14 protein-coding genes are annotated in these 16233 nt (G+C 62.8%); 8 read left to right on the top strand and 6 right to left on the bottom strand.

The features are described from left to right. The first annotated feature begins 32 nt into the window (after positions 1-32). Together EN804_RS00075 and EN804_RS00080 are read left to right on the top strand one after the other, a co-directional pair. Positions 33-1241 (top strand): MFS transporter, encoded by a 1209-nt coding sequence (locus EN804_RS00075; RefSeq protein WP_127279122.1) that lies wholly within the window; start codon positions 33-35, stop codon positions 1239-1241. Positions 1242-1420: 179 nt separating this feature from the next. Then, positions 1421-1687, top strand: coding sequence for a hypothetical protein (locus EN804_RS00080; RefSeq protein WP_027029131.1), 267 nt, complete (start codon positions 1421-1423; stop codon positions 1685-1687). 97 nt (positions 1688-1784) lie between these two features. Here EN804_RS00080 and EN804_RS00085 read toward each other — a convergent pair whose 3' ends face one another. The 4 genes from EN804_RS00085 to EN804_RS00100 all read right to left on the bottom strand — a co-directional run bounded on the left by EN804_RS00085 (position 1785) and on the right by EN804_RS00100 (position 5600). Further along, complete coding sequence (locus tag EN804_RS00085) at positions 1785-2336, bottom strand: hypothetical protein (protein WP_135918429.1); 552 nt, start codon at positions 2334-2336, stop codon at positions 1785-1787. 123 nt (positions 2337-2459) lie between these two features. Beyond that, on the bottom strand, positions 2460-3545 hold the full coding sequence (locus EN804_RS00090) for a TIGR01620 family protein (protein WP_135918430.1): 1086 nt from the start codon (positions 3543-3545) through the stop codon (positions 2460-2462). Beyond that, positions 3542-5020, bottom strand: a complete 1479-nt coding sequence (locus EN804_RS00095; RefSeq protein ID WP_135918431.1) for a YcjX family protein — start codon at positions 5018-5020, stop codon at positions 3542-3544. The genes EN804_RS00090 and EN804_RS00095 overlap by 4 nt, the downstream gene beginning before the upstream one ends. Positions 5021-5096: 76 nt before the next feature. Continuing rightward, positions 5097-5600, bottom strand: coding sequence for a histidine phosphatase family protein (locus EN804_RS00100; protein ID WP_135918432.1), 504 nt, complete (start codon positions 5598-5600; stop codon positions 5097-5099). Positions 5601-5877: 277 nt separating this feature from the next. On the opposite strand from EN804_RS00100, the gene dksA reads away from it, so the two are divergent. After that, positions 5878-6294 (top strand): RNA polymerase-binding protein DksA, encoded by a 417-nt coding sequence (gene dksA / locus EN804_RS00105; RefSeq protein WP_006202025.1) that lies wholly within the window; start codon positions 5878-5880, stop codon positions 6292-6294. A 127-nt stretch (positions 6295-6421) separates the two neighbouring features. Here the strand turns inward: dksA and EN804_RS00110 are convergent, their stop codons facing one another. Beyond that, positions 6422-7159, bottom strand: a complete 738-nt coding sequence (locus tag EN804_RS00110; protein WP_135880454.1) for a flagellar biosynthetic protein FliO — start codon at positions 7157-7159, stop codon at positions 6422-6424. Positions 7160-7487: 328 nt separating this feature from the next. On the opposite strand from EN804_RS00110, the gene EN804_RS00115 reads away from it, so the two are divergent. Continuing rightward, a complete protein-coding gene (locus EN804_RS00115; RefSeq protein ID WP_135918433.1) occupies positions 7488-10064 on the top strand; it encodes an ATP-binding protein in 2577 nt (858 codons plus the stop codon). Between the two features lie 87 nt (positions 10065-10151). Further along, positions 10152-10865, top strand: coding sequence for a DeoD-type purine-nucleoside phosphorylase (locus tag EN804_RS00120; protein ID WP_127278244.1), 714 nt, complete (start codon positions 10152-10154; stop codon positions 10863-10865). A 379-nt stretch (positions 10866-11244) separates the two neighbouring features. On the opposite strand, the gene EN804_RS00130 is transcribed toward EN804_RS00120, so the two are convergent. Further along, entirely contained in the window at positions 11245-11652 is a 408-nt protein-coding gene (locus tag EN804_RS00130) for a hypothetical protein (RefSeq protein WP_127872546.1), read from the bottom strand. A gap of 343 nt (positions 11653-11995) precedes the next feature. Between EN804_RS00130 and urtA the strand changes: the two genes are divergently transcribed. The 3 genes from urtA to urtC all read left to right on the top strand — a co-directional run bounded on the left by urtA (position 11996) and on the right by urtC (position 16232). Beyond that, on the top strand, positions 11996-13276 hold the full coding sequence (gene urtA / locus EN804_RS00135) for an urea ABC transporter substrate-binding protein (protein WP_245464357.1): 1281 nt from the start codon (positions 11996-11998) through the stop codon (positions 13274-13276). A gap of 107 nt (positions 13277-13383) precedes the next feature. Then, positions 13384-15000, top strand: coding sequence for an urea ABC transporter permease subunit UrtB (gene urtB, locus EN804_RS00140; RefSeq protein WP_135918434.1), 1617 nt, complete (start codon positions 13384-13386; stop codon positions 14998-15000). After that, on the top strand, positions 14997-16232 hold the full coding sequence (gene urtC, locus EN804_RS00145; protein ID WP_135918435.1) for an urea ABC transporter permease subunit UrtC: 1236 nt from the start codon (positions 14997-14999) through the stop codon (positions 16230-16232). Before urtB ends, urtC begins: the two co-directional genes overlap by 4 nt. Position 16233 lies beyond the last annotated feature (1 nt).

A 16233-nucleotide genomic window follows, 5' to 3' on the forward strand; every position in this document is an offset into this window, starting at 1 on the left:
ATGAAAGATCTCCAAACTTTGGAGATCCTTCCGTGACTGACACAACATTACAGCTTGAAGACGCGGCGATAGACCTTGATGCCGCCGCGCCGGCGACGTGGAGCGCAACCACATGGTTCGCGGTCCTTTCGTTGGCGGCAACCAGCTTTGCGCTGGTGTCCGCCGAATTCCTGCCGGCAGGTCTGTTGACGCCGATGGCGCGCGATCTCGGCATCAGCGAGGGGACGGCCGGGCAGGTGGTCACCGCCACCGCTTCCGTCGGCGCCGTGACGGCCATGTTGAGCAATGTCCTCATCGGCCGATTGAACCGCAAGACGGTGCTTGTCGGCCTCATGGCACTGGCGGTCGGTTCCAACATTCTTGCGGCGCTGGCGCCCAATTTCTGGCTGTTATTGTTGGGCCGGGCCGGACTGGGGATCGCTCTCAGCGCTTTCTGGGCACTTTCGGTCGCCGTCGTGGCGAGGCTGGTTGGCGCCAATGCGACGGGGCGGGGCATGGCGATCGTCACCCTCGGCGTCTCGCTCGCAACAATTGCCGCACCGTCGATGGGCGCGTTGATCAGCGATTGGCTGGGTTGGCGGAGCGCCATGGCCATGACGGCGGGGTTGGCCTTGCTTGCCATGCTGCTGCAGTTGCTCAGCCTGCCGACCTTGCCTGCAACGGCAAGCAATAGTCTTGCAGACGTCTTTCGGCTGACACGGCGGCGTGGCATTCAACTCGGTATGCTCGCCATCCTTTTGCTGATGACGGGGCATTTTGCCGGCTCGGTCTATGTGCGTCCCTTTCTCGAACACGTGACGCTCCTTGCAACCGGGCCAATTGCCCTGGCATTGCTCGGATTTGGCATCGCGGCTGTGATCGGCAATATTGCCGGTGGCCGCATGGCCGACGCCAATATCCACGTGGCTCTCGTGGTTACGGCCGCATTGATGGCGTTCGCGGCGCTGGCATTGGTGCTTTGGGGCGTGCACATCGGCGTTGCCTTTGGGTTCGCCACCCTGTGGGGTTTCGCCTTCGGCATGGCGCCTGTGGTGCTGCCGACAAATCTGTCTCGCGCGGCGCCTGACGCGCTGGAAGCAGCCGGCAGCCTGATGGTCGCCTCCTTTCAGGTCGCCATCACCACCGGTGCGGTTGTCGGCGGTTATGTTGTGGACACCTATGGCCCTACAGCGCCTTTGACCGTGACGGCCATCCTTGCCGCATCGACGGCCGTCTTGGCGCTGCTACAACCGCGTAGCTGAACTTTGCCGCCGCCGACACAGCAGCCTGAATCCGGCCGTTGGCGATATTGCAGGCGCGTTACACAAGTTAACGTCGGTAACGCGTTGCATCTTGCCACAATCGAAGGCTAAGCACGCTCGGCTTCGGCCATTGGGGGTGAGCGGCGATCAAGTCGCGCCCTTTTGAGGAGATGACTGACATGAAGAAGTTTTTGCTCGTTGCCGTCGGGCTGGCGGTGCTTGCCGGTTCGGCCTGTTCAAAGGCGCCGGAATGCACGACCGAGATCGCAACCAAGAAAGCGCAGGACATGGCCGCCGCGCTGCAGGAGGCGATCACCAAGGACCCGTCCAAGGCGGCTGACCTGACCGCCAAGGTCCAGGCGGTGACGACCAAGTATCAGGGTTCCACGACCTTGGCCGACGCCTGCAAGGCCTATGACGAGGTGACCGCCGCGATCAAGGGCTGACGCCCGGTTCGTTTGTTTCAAAGGAGGCGGTGGCGATGGGCTGCCGCCTCTTTTGTTTGGGGGTATCCCAGCAATGCCAAGAACCATCCGGAACGCCTCAGTTCGGCGTGATGGAGCCGACTTCGACGGTATCGACCCGCTTAAGGCTCATACCGATGACGGGCACCAGTTGGTCCTGAACGCGCACGGCGACTGTCACCGTCATCGAATTGTCGTCGGGAATGCGTGCCTGCATGACCCCGCGCAGCTGGTTACGGTTGATGGTGAAGACCACCTTGCGGGCGTCGACGACGTTGCCGCCGATGATATCGAGCCCGGCACCGGCCGAGCCGCCCATGAAGGAACCCTTGTAGTCGCGGCCCTTGCGCTCGATCTTGGCCGACATCGGCTGGGTGAACATGCCGACCCGGCAGCCGCCGTCAAGCGTCATGCCCGTCTTGCCGTCGGGGGTGGAGCCGGTGAAGCTGCAGTTGAATTTCGTGCCCTTGTACTTGCCGGCGACGATTTCGCCGGGGCCGACCCACTTGCCTTCGGCCGACTGGAAAAACTGCTTGTCCGGCTCTCCGGCGCAAGCCCCGGAGGCAATACCGGCGACGGCTGTGATCGCCGCCGCCAGGGGCAAGATGCTGGACAGAATTACGCTTTTCATCGACGACACCCGGCAACAACGAGGCTGTTTGAAACCGGTTTGACCATGAAGAAGATTGGTTAATGCTTCGTCACCTCAGGGCCTCGAAAGCGCAATCCCATCGTGCCGCGAAAGAGGCGCTCGTCATTTGTCGGGTGCGTTTGTTTCGGCGTCTTTCCTTGTCGCAAACGACGTCAGCGCGGCGAGGAAATCGCCCAGTCCCGGGCGCTTGGCAGCGCTGAAGGGCAGGGGGCGCGCCGTCTCCATGGCGGCGATGCCGATGCGCGCCGTCATCATGCCGTTGACGACGCCTTCGCCGAGCTTGGCCGAGAGGCGCGCCGCCAGGCCGTGGCCGACGATCTGTTGGACAAAGCTGTCGCCGACGGCAATCGAGCCGGTGACCGCCAGATGCGCCAGCACGCTGCGCGCCAGGCGGAAGAAACCCAGCGTTCCGGGCCGTCCGCCATAGAGTTCCGACAGCCGGCGGATGAGGCGCCCAGCCTCGAAGACGACATAGGCGACGTCGACGAGCGCGCGCGGGCTGACCGCCGTCACCAGCGAGACGCGCTTGGCGGCCTCGAGGACCATCACCTTGGCCCTGGCATCGAGGGGGCCGAGGATTTCCGCTTCCGCCAGGCGTACCAGACTGGCGCCGTCGATGATCTCGCCGCGCAATTCGGCCAGCGCGCGCCGGCCGGCCGCGGTCTCGGGTTTGGCCGCGACAAAGGCCGACAGTTCATCGACCACCGCGCGTGCCGCCTTCGGATCGTCACGCGCGATGGCGTCGAGGGCTCGCTTTTGCAGCTTTTCGACCTCGGCGAGCCGGGCGATCGCCAGGGATTCGCGAATCAGGATCACCAGAAGCGCCAGCAACGCAATCGCCGCCATGCCGGCGGCGAGCCAGCCCAGCCATTCGGCGCGGGCAAAGAGATCGCGTATCAATTGGTCGGTCCACAGGCCGACAGCCAGCGAAACCAGCACGCCGAAGGCGCCGAAGAAGATGCTGCCGAGAACCGAGCGTTTTCGGGGGGCGACCGACGGCGACGGCTCGGCGGCAATAATGTCCGGTTCGTCGAAGACGTCGACCTCCGCCGGGATGACCAGCGCCACATCGGCCTTCATCGGGCGCGGTTTGCGCGGCGGTTCGGCCTGGCGTGGTCGAGGCGCGTCTTGTTTCGGCGTGGCTTCCGGCTCGATACGGAATGCCGCCGGTTTGCGGGGCGCTGTCATGCCAGATGGTCTCCGATCAGGAACTGCAGGGCGCGGTCGAGCCGGATATGCGGCAGCGACAGCGTGACGCCTTCGGCCGTGCGTTCGAGTTTGGGCGGACGGAACCGGACGAAGCGGATTGCCGGGTCTGTGGAGTCCTGCCTGTGGTCCGGTCCCGAAAGATCGAAAACAGCATCAATGTTTTCCGGTAAATCACCAGGAAATATAGCTGTTTCCGTCTTTCCGTCGAAGGTTTCGCCATTGATCTTCTCGCCGGCGATCGGCGTGCCGATGATAACGGGCAATGTTTCCCGGCCCTGCTTGACGGTGCCTTCGCGGGTCGCGCGCACGGCCGCCATCGCGACCACGTCGACATCGGCGCCGGTGAAATTCGCCCGCGCCACGGCGCGGTCGGCCAGGCGCCGCACGATCGCCTGCAACCGGTCATGGCTTTCGTGGTGCAGATGATCGGCTTTGGTCGCGGCAACCAGGATGCGGTCGATACGCCGGGAGAAGAGGTCGGTGAGGAAGCTGCCCCGGCCGGGGCGGAAGCAGCTGAGGATCTCGGTGACGGCGCGCTCCAGGTCGGCCATGGCGCCAGGCCCGGCGTTCAGCGCCTGCATGGCATCGATGAGTACGATCTGGCGGTCCAGACGCGTGATATGTTCGCGGAAGAACGGTTTGACGACATGTGTCTTGTAGGCCTCGTAGCGCCGTTCCATCATGGCGTGCAGCGAACCGTTGCGCGCGCGCCTGTCGCCGAGGCCGGCCAGCGGCGCGAAAGTCAGCGCGGGCGAGCCTTCGAGGTCGCCCGGCATCAGGAAACGTCCTGGCGGCAAGGTCGAAAGCGCTCGCTCGTCGAGCTTGCATGCCTTGAGATAGGCGGCGAAGCTCTCAGCCAGCCGGCGTGCCGTCATTTCGTCGGCGTCGGCATTCGGGTCGATTTCCGTCGAGATCGCCCGCCAGGCCCGCGACAGGTCCTCGCGCACCGGCAACGTGGCCATTTCGAGGGCTTCTCGCGAAAAATCGGCGAAGGATTTGCCGAGCAGCGGCAGGTCGAGCAGCCATTCGCCGGGGTAATCGACGATGTCGACCGACAGTTTGCCCGACGAGAACATACGGTTCCAGCCGGAGGCCGATTCATATTCGATCGTCAGCCGCAGTTCAGAGATGGCGCGGGTCGAGTCCGGCCAGACGCGATCGTCGACCAGAGCGGCGATATGGTCCTCGTACTGAAAACGCGGCACGGCGTCGTCGGGCTGCTGTTCGAGGAAGGCGCGTGCGATACGCCCCGATTTCTGCGCCTCAAACAGCGGCAGGCGTCCGCCATGGATCAGGTTGTGGACGAAGGCCGAGATGAAGACGGTCTTGCCCGCGCGGGATAGACCCGTGACGCCCAGACGCAGCGATGGAGAAAAAAGTCCGGTGGCACGTCCCGACAATGTGTCGAGGGCAATTCTTGCCTCGTCGGTGAAGGTGGTCAGCGATGATGCCAAAATATGCTCGCTCGGACTTGCGTCCGCCCGATATAGGCGCTGGAACCCGGCTTTGAAATGGCGCTGGAAATCGGCATCAGAGATCGGCCGGGGTCAGGAAGGCTTCGAGATAGCCCGATCCCTGGGCCGCTTTTGCCAGATTACCGGGGAAACGGACGACGGCGAGGCCCGAGGTCGGAAAGCCATGATTGAGCATTGCCCGCTCCGTCTCGCCACCATCGCCCGAAACCGCCATGGCGAGATCCTCCGTCATCGGATTGTGGCCTATGACCAGCAAGGAGCCTGATCCGCCATGATCCCGGACGAGCCGGAGATAGCCGGCCGCGTCTTCGCTGTAGAGCGTGTCGAAAAAAAGCACCTTGCCTGTGTCCGTCTGACCGGCCAGTCCCTCGAGCGTTTCCCTGGCGCGTTTGGCGTTGGAGCACAGCGTCAGGTCCGGCACATAGGAACGGGATCGCATCGCGGCCCCCATCTTTTCGGCATCGGCGCGGCCGGATGCATCGAGCGGACGATCGAAATCACGCATGCCCGGCAAGGCCCAGCCGGCCTTGGCGTGTCGCAACAGATAAAGCCTGCTCACTCAACCTCCAATGACGCCCGAAAGCCGAAGTCCTGCCGCGATTAGCCACGAGAAAAGCATCGCGCACAATGGTGCACGTTCTTCGGCGCGGCGAATCACTTGCGGGGGCAAGCGGCGAAGATCGTCCTACTTTCGCCATCGAAACAGATCTATCCCGCTCCGGGGAAGGCTGCGGGCGCACTTTAACAATTGCGTGAGCCGGTGGCTGATTGCGCTTGTGCAGGCGTCTGGCGGCGAATATATAGGCGCCAAATTTGGGGCTGTTTGGGTGAGTCGAATGAACGACATCGTTACCGCCGATTACGTACCCTCCGAAGACGAGCCGTTCATGAACGAACGGCAGAAATCCTACTTCCGCCTAAAGCTCGTCACCTGGAAAAATGACATTTTGCGCGAAGCGCGCGAAACCCTCGAAATCCTGCAGCAGGAAAACGCCAACCATCCCGACCTCGCCGACCGCGCCTCTTCGGAAACCGACCGCGCCATCGAGCTCAGGGCCCGCGACCGTCAGCGGAAGCTCATCTCGAAGATCGATTCGGCACTACAGCGCATCGACGAAGGCACTTATGGCTATTGCGAGGAGACCGGTGAGCCGATCGCGTTGAAGCGGCTCGACGCCCGCCCGATCGCTACCTTGTCGATAGAAGCGCAGGAGCGCCATGAGCGCCGTGAAAAAGTCTATCGCGACGACTGACAGATAGCGCTGCATTGATTTCCAAATGGCCGGTTTCCGGCCATTTTTGTTCGATGTCGCCGCGCATGCCAAGGCGCGCTTGACCGTCGACCGGTTCAATTCACCGGCAGGCCACCCGGGGCGCAAATCATCTCTTCTGGCTTGAGAGTTCGCCCAAAAGCCTCGTCATTTCATCATCGAGCGACGGCGGCGCCTTGGGTGCCGGTTTGGCCGCCGGGCCGCCGGACCGTGGTTGGTCGAGCGAAACCTCGAGTTCCTTCATCAGCGTGTCGTCGATGCTGTCCTGCGGCGGCGGTGGCGCGTGCCTGACGGCATTGGCATTGGCGGAGCCGTAGGCGGGCAGCGGCGTGACATTGGTCGACTGATAGATTTGCGCCGCCGGTTTCGCTGCGGGAGCCGGTGGCGGTGCCGCCGGGCGCTGGCGGGCGGGCCCTGCCACCGGCTGCGGAGCGGGTGCTTGTCTGGGAGGCGCGGGAGCGGGCTGCGGCGGCCGCGGCTTCGCGACCGGGGTCCCGGCCGCCGGGACAGGCTGCGGGCCGCCATCCCCGGTCAAGGCCGGACGGCGCGGCGCGGCGAGGCGGATGTCGCGTTCGACAACGACGTCGGTCGGGCCGCCGATCAGGAGCAGATGTTCGATGTCGTCGCGTCGCACCAGCACCAGTCGGCGATGGCTGTCGACGGCGGTGGCGTCCATGACGGCGAGCCGCGTCTTGCGGTTGCGGCCGCCGGCGACAAACGTCCCGAAGGTCAGGTTGCGCACGAGCCTGACGATGATGAGAACGATGACCAGCAGGATCAGCGCCGCGAAGGTCCACAGGAGTGCCGCCGCATAACCGGGACCCGCCACGCTATCCAGCCACTGCATTGGTTTCCCCTGATCGGTTTTGGAAAGTGACGCGACACTAGACCGTTGCGACTGGCCACCGCAAGTTGCCTTTCACGCATCGTGAACAGCTTGAAACACAGGGAAGGCCGGTCGACATCATTTTTATCTGACATTTGCCGCCCGGGCCTTTTCCGGACTAGGAGAATATGATTCAACCGGCTAAAGCGCGTCGCGCTGAACGGATTCATGCGACGCGTTTCAGGTCCTTGTTTTTCATGCGTGACGTTTTCCCAAAACCGAAGTCACTTTTGGGCGACATGCATTAGGGGCGGGTGTCGGAACCTCGGATTTCACGAGCAGGGGGCATATGGCCAAGGAAGCGCGCGGCGATTTCTATCCGGTACCGATCGTCGACCAGAATACGCGACCGGGCGCGGTCACCCGGCTTATCATCTTCATCGTCGTTCTGACGGGCGCGGCCGTCGTCTTCGGCCTTTTCCGCGAGCGCCTCGGCGACCCCTTCCTGCTTGGCATGCTCGGCGTGCTGGCGATGATCGGTGTCGGCTTCCTGTTCGCGACCGCGATCGGCTTCGTGCAGATCACACCGCGCTCGACGGGCGACGAACTGTCCAAGGCTTTCGTCGATTCGATGGGCCAAGGCCTGCTGGTCACGGACACCAAAGGTCGCGTCGTCTACGCCAACCGGGCTTATGCCGATATGACCGGGGCCACCTCGGCCGCCGATCTGAAGACCGTCGAAGGATTGCTCTCGGATGTCCCCGAGGCCTCGGTGACCATTTACCGGCTGGCGTCCGGCTTGCGTGACGGGCAGCCGGGCGATGGCGAGTTCAGGCTCGCGCAATCGATCCGGCCCGGCGCTGAACCGGGCGCCCGCTGGTACCGGGCGCGCGCCCGCGCGTTCAGCGTTCCGGGCCAGCGGTTGCCGATGCTGGCCTGGCAGCTCGCCGATATTTCGCAGGAGCGGGCCGAGCAGGAGCGTTTCTTCCTCGATCTGCAGAAGGCCATCGATCACCTCGACCACGCGCCGGCCGGTTTCTTTTCGGCCGATCAGGACGGCCGCGTCACCTACATCAACGCCACGCTCGCCGGATGGCTGGGCATCGACCTTGCCAGCTTCACGCCCGGCGCCGTCACCTTGCCCGATATCGTTGCCGGCGACGGCATGGCGCTGGTGCGCTCCGTCAAGGCGGATCCCGGCACGACGCGCAATGCGGTCATCGATCTCGACTTGACGACGATGACCGGCGAGGCGCTGCCAGTGCGCTTCATGCACCGCGTTTCGGCAAGTCGCGAGGGCGTCGGCGGCCCGACGCGCACCATCGTGCTCAACCGTACGCAAGGCGAGGATGCCTCGGCCGATCTGCGCGCTTCGGAAGTGCGCTTCACCCGCTTCTTCAATTCGACGCCGATGGCGATCGCCGGTGTCGATGCCAGCGGACGCATCCTGCGCACCAACGCACCTTTTCTGTCGCTGTTTTCCTCGGTCGTCGACCGCGATGCCGTGGATCGCCGCGTACGGCTCGACACGGTGATCCATGACCGCGACCGGCCGGCCTTTGCCGCGGCGTTCGAGAAAGCCCGGCAGCGGCAGGCCGATATCGAACCGATCGACACCGTGCTGCCCGGCAATGAAGACCGGCACATCCGTTTCTACGTCAACGCCGTCGCCGACGGTACTGGCGGCGAAGGGGCCGAGGAATCGGCCATCGTCTACGCCGTCGAGACGACCGAGCAAAAGGCGCTCGAAGGGCAGATGGCGCAAAGCCAGAAGATGCAGGCCGTCGGCCAGCTCGCCGGTGGCATCGCGCACGACTTCAACAATGTGCTGACCGCCATCATCATGGCGTCGGACCTGCTTTTGACCAATCACCGGCCGTCGGATCCGTCCTTCCCCGACATCATGAACATCAAGCAGAACGCCAACCGGGCCGCCTCGCTGGTCAGGCAGTTGCTGGCCTTCTCGCGCAAGCAGACGCTGCGGCCGGAAGTGCTGAACCTCACCGACGTGCTCGCCGATCTCAGGATGCTGCTTGCCCGGCTGGTCGGCAACGACATCAAGCTCAAGGTCGACCACGGCCGCGACCTGTGGCCGGTCAAGGTCGATATCGGCCAGTTCGAGCAGGTGGTGGTCAACCTGGCGGTCAACGCGCGCGACGCGATGCCGGCGGGAGGCGATCTCACCGTGCGCACACGCAACGTGACCGCCGAGGAGTCCAAGACCTTCCCGTATCGCGAACTCGCGGCCGCCGACTATGTGGTGGTCGAGGTCGAGGACACCGGCTCAGGCATCGCGCCCGACGTGCTGAAGAAGATCTTCGAGCCGTTCTTCACCACCAAGGAGGTCGGCAAGGGCACGGGCCTCGGTCTGTCCATGGTCTACGGCATCATCAAGCAGACCGGCGGTTTCATTTTCTGCGATTCCGAAGTCGGCAAGGGTTCGACTTTCCGCATCTTCCTGCCACGTCACATCGCGGAAGCGAAAAAGGCGGCCGAACCCGGTGAAGCACCGGCCGCCGCGGCAGTCAAACTGGCCGATAGCACCAAGGACCTGTCCGGGTCGGCGACGGTACTGCTGGTCGAGGATGAGGACGCCGTGCGCATGGGCGGCATGCGGGCACTGACCTCGCGCGGTTACACCGTCCACGAGGCGTCCTCCGGCGTCGAGGCGCTGGAAGTGTTCGAAGCGCTCGGCGGCAAGGTCGACATCGTCGTTTCCGACGTAGTGATGCCGGAAATGGACGGGCCGACGCTGCTCGGTGAATTGCGCAAACGCCAGCCGGACATCAAGTTCGTCTTCGTCTCCGGCTATGCCGAGGACGCATTCGCCAGAAACCTGCCGGCGGAGGCGCATTTCGGCTTCCTGCCAAAACCGTTCTCGCTCAAGCAACTGGCTACGATCGTCAAGGATGTGCTTGAATCTTAGGTATTTCCAATGCCGCGCCCCTTGCACAACGCGGTAACAACGCCATGATTATTGGCAATATAGCAGGCGGGCTTGGGGGAGCAGCTGTTGACGCCACACATCGAGGCAAGCAAGGGCGACTACGCCGACACGATTTTGTTGCCGGGCGACCCGCAGCGCGCGGAGTGGATGGCCGGCACGTTTCTCGACACGCCGCGTTGTGTCAATCGTCGTCGCGGTGCGCTTGGCTTTACCGGCTCGTTTCGAGGCAGGCCCATCAGCATTCAGGCGACGGGTATCGGTGTTTCATCGTTCCTGATCTATGCGCATGAATTGCTTGATTATTATGGCGCTCGGACACTGATCCGCACCGGTACCTGCGGTGGCCTGAGCGCCGAGGCAAAGCTGCGCAGCCTTGTGATCTCGCAATCGGCACGGCCTGAAGACACCGAGAACGGCCGGGTCTTTGGCCTTTACGAGGCTGATGTCGGCCCGGATCCGGCGCTGCTCGCTTGCGCATTGGCCAAGGCAACCGAACTCGGCATCGACCACCACGCCGGCCTGACAGCCTGCACCGACATATTCTACCATCCCGACCCACGTGCCCGCTATGCCGACGCCAGGGCGCTCGGAGCGCTGGCCGTAGACATGGAAACCAGCGCTCTCTATCGCATCTCGGCGCATTTCGGCGCGAGGGCATTATCGCTGCTGACCGTGGTCGACAATCTGCTCACCGGCGAACAGACCGACTATTCCGAACGCCAGGAGCTTTTCACCGACATGAGCCGCCTGGCGCTCGAAATTGCCACGGAAGCGCGCTAGGCGGCCTCGCGCAACGATCGTTGTTTCATAGCCATCGGCGGCGGCGTGGGTCTTGTCGTAGACGCGTCATCGCCGAGCGCGTTTCGCGCCGCACGCTCCTGAAAGGCAGCCTTGCATCCAGCGCATTGATCGCCGGCGGCAGCTTTGTCGGCTCGTTGTTTGCCGGCGAAACACATGCGGTCGCCGCTCTTTCGACACTCGGCTTTCCCGAGTTGAAGCGTCGCGAATGAAGGGGGAGGATGAAGACGGGGAATTGGCCATGGTGTCTGCCTCTCGAGGTGGATGTGACGGCGCACCGCTGCCTATCCAGTTTCGGCAACATCCAGATGACACGGCAGACGTGCAGACTCCCAAGGCAGCCCCGATGGGAGGCGAAGGCCTACTGATTGCCTCCCTTGGTGCAGGTCGAGGCGGTGAAGGCCCCGTCGGGTTGCTTCATGATGATGTCGAAGGAGGGCGGGTTCTGGCCGTCCAGGGTTGCCTGGGTCATCGAGAGCGCGTTGCCGCCGGCGGTATAGCCGCCGAGCGGGCCCAGCCACGAAATCACACCGTTTGCATCCATCTGATAGTTGTAAGCCTGTTGGGCGGTACCGAAGGTGACGGGGCCTGTGTAGACGTTTCCCTTGATGGTGATGTCGCCGAGGTTGAGGAACAGGCCGAGCAGATAGACTTCGCAGTGATAAGTGCCATCGGGCATCTTGCCATCGCTGAAATCGGCTCGTGCCGCTCCGGTTGCCGCCGCCACAGACAAAATGCCGATGAATATGCGTGAAATGCCTGATGTCATGACGTCGTCCGTTTGAACGACAAGCTTGCCCTATTTTCGTGCCGCGCCGCAACATTTGTCGTCCGCGACACGTGCGCCAAGGTCAAAATATAGGCATGTGTCAAAAATGAGCTAAAATTAGGCATACGCCTCGTGCGCTGCGCAAATTTCCCTCAATCATTTTTTAACCGGCTCTCTTATCTCTGTTCATTCTAATGTATCAACTAACTGATAACGTTCGGTTAGTTTGCTATTTTCAGCAAGCAGGCAGCGGTTGGCACGGGGGTTGCATCGTAGTGTTGCGGTGCAATCAACCAGCTTGGGAGTCTTCGGTATGAGGGGTAATTTCTCGACAATAACAAAAATGGTCTCGGCGGGCGTGGTCGCCGCCGGTTTGATGATATCCGCTCCGGCCAGGGCTGCCGACGACACGATCAAGGTCGGCATTCTCCATTCGCTGTCGGGCACAATGGCGATTTCGGAGACGACGCTGAAGGACGCCATGCTGATGCTCATCGACGAGCAGAACGCCAAGGGCGGCCTGCTCGGCAAGAAGCTTGAAGCCGTCGTCGTCGATCCGGCTTCCAACTGGCCGCTGTTCGCCGAAAAGGCGCGCGAACTGATCTCCAAGGACAAGGTCGCGGCGGTGTTCGGCTGCTGGACCTCGGTGTCGCGCAAATCGGTGTTGCCGGTGTTCTCCGAGCTCGACAACATCCTGTTCTATCCCGTCCAGTATGAGGGCGAGGAAAGCGAGCGCAACGTGTTCTACACCGGTGCGGCTCCAAACCAGCAGGCCATTCCGGCCGTCGACTATCTGATGAGCAAGGACGGCGGCTCGGTGAAGCGCTGGGTGCTGGAAGGCACCGACTACGTCTATCCGCGTACCACCAACAAGATCCTCGAAGCCTATCTGAAGTCCAAGGGCGTCGCGGCCGAAGACATCATGACCAACTACACGCCGTTCGGCTTTTCCGACTGGCAGACCGAAGTTTCGGCGATCAAGAAGTTCGGTTCGGCCGGCAAGAAGACCGCCGTCGTCTCGACCGTCAATGGCGACGCCAATGTTCCGTTCTACAAGGAACTGGGCAACCAGGGCATCAAGGCCGAAGACATCCCGGTCATGGCCTTCTCAGTGGGTGAGGAAGAACTTGCCGGTCTCGACACCAAGCCGCTGGTCGGCCATCTTGCTGCGTGGAATTATTTCGAGAGCGTCAGCACGCCCGAGAACAAGAAGTTCATTGCCGACTGGCACAAGTTCATCAAGAACAACAAGCGCACCACCAACGACCCGATGGAAGCCCACTATATCGGCTTCAACATGTGGGTGAAGGCGGTTCAAAAGGCCGGCACCACCGATCCGGACAAGGTCATCGATGCCATGGTCGGCGTTTCGGTGCCGAACCTGACCGGCGGCTATTCGACGATGATGCCGAACCATCACATCACCAAGCCGGTGCTGATCGGTGAAATCCAGGCCAATGGCCAATTCGAAACGGTTTCGAAGACACCGGGCCTGGTGATGGGTGACGAATGGTCCGACTACCTGCCCGACTCCAAGGACCTGATTTCCGATTGGCGCGCGCCGCTCAGCTGCGGCAACTTCAACGTCAAAACCGGCAAGTGCGGCGGCAAGGGCACGAACTGATCCTCCCCGGGCTGGACCTTCGGGTCCACGCCCAAGACCGCGCGCGTCCGGACAGTTCCTCCACTGGCCGGACGCCCACTTCAACCTTCAATGGTCACCGAAAGCCGATGAAGATTCTCCACGCGATTGGCCTGACGCTTTTGTTCCTGCTGACGACGCTGTCGTCTTCTGGCGCTGCGGAAGCCGATCTGCGTGCCATCATCGCCAAATTCGCGACAGTGACGGACTTTTCCGAGACAGGAGCTGTCGTTCAAGAGTTGACGGCCACAGGCGATCCGGCTGTCGAACGGCCGCTTGCTGCATTGGCGGACGGCAATCTTTACGCTCGTACGGCCGACTCGATGGTGTTTGTCGGCAAGGAAGGCGACGAAAACGTCCAGCTTTTCGACCCGCTGAGCGGCGAGCCAGCAGGCGAGGCCTCCGAGGACGACATAACCAAGATCAGCGTCAACAACACGTTGCGCCGCACGATCCGCGATGCATTGGGCACGTTGACGCTTGGTTCCAAGGATCCGACGGTCCGCATCGCCGCCGCGGACACCATGTTCAAGACACCGGACGCCGCCAATATCGGCCCGCTCGACGCAGCCATCGCCAGTGAAAGCGTGGCGAGCGTCAAGGCTTCGCTGGAACAGGCGCGTGCCGCTTCCATTCTGGTTTCAGACAAGCCCGACGCAGACAAGCTCGCCGCAATCGCCCTGATCGGTGCGCGCGGCGACCGCGATGCTGTTTCGCTGCTCACCTCGGTCGAGGCCAACGCCTCTGGAGCGGTCAAGGACGCGGCGACGGCTGCGATCGCAAACATCAATTCGACGCTGGCCTTGTGGGATGCCGGCCAGAACATCTGGTATGGGATATCGCTGGGTTCGGTGCTGCTGCTGGCGGCGATCGGGCTTGCGATCACGTTCGGCGTCATGGGCGTCATCAACATGGCGCATGGCGAGATGGTGATGCTCGGCGCCTACACGACTTTCGTCGTCCAGCAGGTGATCCGCACGTCCTTTCCCGGCCTCTTTGACTGGTCGCTGGTGATCGCGCTGCCGCTTGCCTTCCTGGTTGCGGCATTCGTCGGTCTCATCATCGAGCGCGGCGTCATCCGCTTTCTTTACGGCCGGCCGCTGGAGACGCTGCTGGCGACCTGGGGCGTATCGCTGATCCTGCAGCAGGCGGTGCGCTCGATCTTCGGACCGACCAACCAGGAGGTCGGCAATCCGTCCTGGATGTCCGGCTCATTCGACGTCGGACAACTGGCCATCACCTGGAACCGGCTGTGGATACTGGTGTTCGCGCTCACGGTGTTCGGCATGTTGCTCTACGTGATGAAGCGCACGCCCTGGGGCCTGCAGATGCGCGCAGTCACCGCCAATCGGCGCATGGCCGCCTCGATGGGCATCAGGACGCCGTGGGTCGACGCGCTGACTTTCGCGCTGGGGTCCGGCATTGCCGGTATTGCAGGCGTCGCGCTCAGCCAGATCGACAATGTTTCGCCCAATCTCGGCCGCGGCTACATCATCGACAGTTTCATGGTCGTCGTCTTCGGCGGTGTCGGCAATCTCTGGGGCACGCTGGTCGGCGCCTTCTCGCTCGGCATTGTCAACAAGGTTCTCGAACCCTATGCCGGCGCCGTGCTCGGCAAGATCGTCGTGCTGGTGCTGATCATCCTTTTCATCCAGAAGCGCCCGCGCGGCCTGTTCGCGCTCAAGGGCAGGGCGGTGGAAGCATGATTTCAGGACGCTTCTTCGCCGCGGGTGCCGACCGCCGCATCGCCATCACCATTTTCGCCCTGCTGGCGGTGGCCGTCATCGTGCCGCTGCTCAACCTGGCTGTTTCGCCAACCAGCGCCTTCTACGTGCCGTCCTACATAGTCGCGCTGACCGGCAAGTATCTCTGCTACGCGCTGCTGGCGCTGTCGCTCGATCTGGTCTGGGGCTATTGCGGCATCCTTTCGCTTGGCCACGGCGCCTTCTTCGCGCTCGGCGGCTATGCAATGGGCATGTATCTGATGCGCCAGATCGGTTCGCGCGGCGTCTATGGCAATCCGATCCTGCCTGATTTCATGGTGTTCCTGAACTACAAGCAATTGCCGTGGTTCTGGACCGGGTTCGACCATTTCTGGTTCGCGGCAATCATGGTGCTGGCGGTGCCCGGCCTGCTTGCCTTCGTCTTCGGCTGGTTCGCCTTCCGCAGCCGCGTCACCGGCGTCTATCTCTCGATCATCACCCAGGCGATGACCTATGCGCTGCTGCTCGCCTTCTTCCGCAATGACATGGGCTTCGGCGGCAACAACGGGCTCACCGATTTCAAGGATATTCTGGGCTTTAACGTGCAGGCCGACGCGACCCGTTCGGCGCTGTTCGCGGCCAGCGCGGTAATGCTCGCGCTCGCCGTTTTCATCACCTGGGCGATCGTCGGCTCCAAATACGGCAAGCTGCTGATGGCCGTGCGCGACGCGGAGAGCCGCACGCGGTTCCTCGGCTGGCGGGCGGAGAACGTGAAACTGTTCGCCTTCACCGTTTCGGCCGTCATGGCAGGCATTGCCGGCGCGCTCTACGTGCCGCAGGTCGGCATCATCAATCCCGGCGAATTCGAACCGTCCAATTCGATCGAGGTGGTGATCTGGGCGGCGGTGGGCGGACGCGGCACCATCGTCGGGCCGATCATCGGCGCGCTGCTCGTCAATGCCGGCAAATCCTGGTTCACCGGTGTGCTGCCGGAATTCTGGCTGTTCGCGCTGGGCGGCCTGTTCGTCGCTGTCACCTTGCTCCTGCCGAAGGGCATAATCGGCATGTGGGACAGCTGGCGCGGCAATGCCAGGGCGTTGCGCGCGGCTTCCCTCGCTGACGAAGCCGGCACCGAGGCGAGAGTCGCATCCGCCACCTCGAAGCCTGCTCGATCGCCGGCGAGAAATCCAGGCGAATGGTCCTGGTCCGACCCCGAACCGCAGGCGGCGGAGTAAG

The organism is Mesorhizobium sp. M8A.F.Ca.ET.161.01.1.1 (assembly GCF_004792105.1).
Lineage (GTDB): Bacteria > Pseudomonadota > Alphaproteobacteria > Rhizobiales > Rhizobiaceae > Mesorhizobium.

Excerpts from the sequence above, each read along its gene's own strand:
- EN804_RS00080 (WP_027029131.1), top strand. The coding sequence starts at position 1,421 with ATGAAGAAGTTTTTGCTCGTTGCCGTCGGGCTGGCGGTGCTTGCCGGT.
- EN804_RS00085 (WP_135918429.1), bottom strand. The coding sequence starts at position 2,336 with ATGAAAAGCGTAATTCTGTCCAGCATCTTGCCCCTGGCGGCGGCGATC.
- urtB (WP_135918434.1), top strand. The coding sequence starts at position 13,384 with ATGAAGATTCTCCACGCGATTGGCCTGACGCTTTTGTTCCTGCTGACG.
- dksA (WP_006202025.1), top strand. The coding sequence starts at position 5,878 with ATGAACGACATCGTTACCGCCGATTACGTACCCTCCGAAGACGAGCCG.
- urtC (WP_135918435.1), top strand. The coding sequence starts at position 14,997 with ATGATTTCAGGACGCTTCTTCGCCGCGGGTGCCGACCGCCGCATCGCC.
- EN804_RS00110 (WP_135880454.1), bottom strand. The coding sequence starts at position 7,159 with ATGCAGTGGCTGGATAGCGTGGCGGGTCCCGGTTATGCGGCGGCACTC.
- EN804_RS00130 (WP_127872546.1), bottom strand. The coding sequence starts at position 11,652 with ATGACATCAGGCATTTCACGCATATTCATCGGCATTTTGTCTGTGGCG.
- EN804_RS00090 (WP_135918430.1), bottom strand. The coding sequence starts at position 3,545 with ATGACAGCGCCCCGCAAACCGGCGGCATTCCGTATCGAGCCGGAAGCC.
- EN804_RS00115 (WP_135918433.1), top strand. The coding sequence starts at position 7,488 with ATGGCCAAGGAAGCGCGCGGCGATTTCTATCCGGTACCGATCGTCGAC.
- urtA (WP_245464357.1), top strand. The coding sequence starts at position 11,996 with ATGGTCTCGGCGGGCGTGGTCGCCGCCGGTTTGATGATATCCGCTCCG.